This window comes from Hydrogenophaga sp. (assembly GCF_041633695.1).
Classification (GTDB): domain Bacteria; phylum Pseudomonadota; class Gammaproteobacteria; order Burkholderiales; family Burkholderiaceae_C; genus Hydrogenophaga.
Genome location: NZ_JBFJMY010000585.1, coordinates 1 through 2245 on the forward strand (window position 1 = coordinate 1; position 2245 = coordinate 2245).

General features: G+C 68.0%; 2 protein-coding genes and 1 pseudogene. All 3 read left to right on the top strand.

What is annotated here, in order from left to right; translation table 11 throughout:
• Positions 1–288, top strand: a pseudogene (locus ABYB95_RS21985) (GTP 3',8-cyclase MoaA); the annotation flags it as partial.
• Between the two features lie 144 nt (positions 289–432).
• A complete protein-coding gene (mobA, locus tag ABYB95_RS21990; RefSeq protein ID WP_372661990.1) occupies positions 433–1056 on the top strand; it encodes a molybdenum cofactor guanylyltransferase MobA in 624 nt (207 codons plus the stop codon).
• A gap of 17 nt (positions 1057–1073) precedes the next feature.
• On the top strand, positions 1074–2245 hold a 1172-nt coding region (locus ABYB95_RS21995; RefSeq protein ID WP_372661993.1), incomplete at its 3' end, for a molybdopterin molybdotransferase MoeA.

The window sequence follows — 2245 nt, forward strand, 5'->3', positions numbered from 1 at the left end:
CAAGCCGGCGAAATCGGTGTCATCAGCAGCGTGACCCAGGCTTTTTGCGGCGGCTGCAACCGCGCCCGCCTGTCCACCGAAGGCAAGGTCTACCTGTGCCTGTTCGCCAGCCAAGGCCACGATCTGCGCCACCTGGTGCGGGGCGGGGTCAGCGACGAAGAACTGGGCTCGGCCATCGCCGCCGTCTGGCAAGGACGCAGCGACCGCTATTCCGAATTGCGCGCCAGCCTGCCGCCCGATGCCGGCACCGGTGCACGGCGGGTGGAAATGAGCTATATCGGTGGCTAAACGATTCCCCCCTGCGCCGCTGCGTGCCTTCCCCCAAAGGGGACCACGCCTGTGGCCCGTCCTGAGCCTGACGAAGGGCGGTTCCACGGCGAGTGCTGAATAGGGCACCGCTCTGATACATCACTTCTTTCACCGAGGTTTCTCTTGATCCATTCTTCTGAAATCACCGCCATCGTGTTGGCCGGTGGGCGCGGTTCGCGCATGGGCGGCGCCGACAAAGGCCTGCAAAATTTCAACGGCACGCCCCTGGCCTTGCACACCGTCCTGCGGCTGCAAATGCAAGACGGCGGTTTCGTGGGCGAGCTGATGGTGAACGCTAACCGCAACCTCGCCGCCTACGAGGCTTTTGGCGCACCGGTCTGGCCCGACACCTTGAGCGACTACGCGGGGCCGCTGGCCGGCTTCATGACCGGCCTGGAGCGCTGCGAAACGCCATACCTGCTGACCGTGCCTTGCGACACGCCGCTGTTCCCGCTCGATCTGGCGCAGCGCCTGGCCCAGGCGTTTGACGACGAGAGCACCGAAATCGCCATGGCCGCCGCACCCGAAGAAGACGGCCAGTTGCGCGCCCAACCCGTGTTCTGCCTGATGCGGGTGGAGTTGCTGGAAAGCCTGGTGGCGTTCACCCAGGCCGGGCAACGCAAGATCGACAAATGGACCGCCTTGCACAAAACGGTGCTGGTGCCGTTTGACCAGCCCGGCGACGCGCCGCGCGCCTTCTTCAACGCCAACACGCTGGCCGAGCTGCACGCGCTCGAAAACACCTGACCCCGCCACAGCCGACCATGAGCCACACCCAGACCCTGGACGAAATCGCCGCCGCCCTGCAAGGCTACGACCCGCAAGCCCTCAAGGCCGAGGGCGTGAACGCCTTTCTCGAGCGCCTGGTCGCGCCGGTGGAGCAGACCGAAGCCGTCGCCCTGTTTGACGCGCTGGGCCGCGTGCTGGCCGAAGACGTGGTCTCGCCCATCAGCGTGCCCCCCCACGACAACTCCGCCATGGACGGCTTTGCTTTTGCCAGCGAGCAACTGCAAGCCGGTGAAAGCCTTTCGCTGCGGGTGGTGGGCACCGCATTTGCAGGCAAGGCCTGGGCCAGCCCCGTCGGCCCAGGCGAGTGCCTGAAGATCATGACCGGCGCCATCATGCCGGGCCATCTGGATACCGTGGTGCCGCTCGAATTCACCCGCAGCGAGGGCGATCGCATCACGTTCTCGGCCGATGTGGTGCGTGCCGGCGACAACCGGCGCCTGGCGGGCGAAGACCTGATGCAAGGACGCCCGGCGCTCGCCCGAGGCCAGACCCTGGGTCCGGCCGCGCTGGGTCTGCTGGCCAGCCTGGGCCTGCCCCAGGTGCGGGTGTTTCGCCGGCTCAAAGTCGCCTACTTCTCCACCGGCGACGAAATACTGAGCTTGGGCGAGGCGCCGCGCGAAGGCGCGGTGTTCGACAGCAACCGCTATACGGTGTTCGGTCTGCTCACCCGCATGGGTGTGGAGGTGATCGACATGGGTGTGGTACGCGACGAACCCGCCTTGCTAGAAGCCGCTTTCCGCCAAGCCGCCGCGCAGGCCGATGCGGTCATCACCAGCGGCGGCGTGAGCATGGGCGAGGCCGACCACACCAAGGCCATGATGAAACAGCTGGGCGACGTGGCGTTCTGGCGCATCGCCATGCGCCCAGGGCGCCCCATGGCGGTGGGCCGGATCAGTTGCCCCCACGCTCCACCGCTGCGCGGGTCGCTGCCCCCCGAGGGGGCTGAGCCCGCCTTGGGGCGGCCCGGCGACGGGCTCGACCCCCACGCCCCACCGCCGCACGGGTCACTGCCCCCCGAGGGGGCTGAGCCCGCCTTGGGGCGGCCCGGCGACGGGCTCGGCGGCGCGGGTCGCTCGTCCGTGCTGTTCGGTCTGCCGGGCAATCCGGTGGCGGTGATGGTGACCTTCCTCGCCTTTGTGCGCCCTGC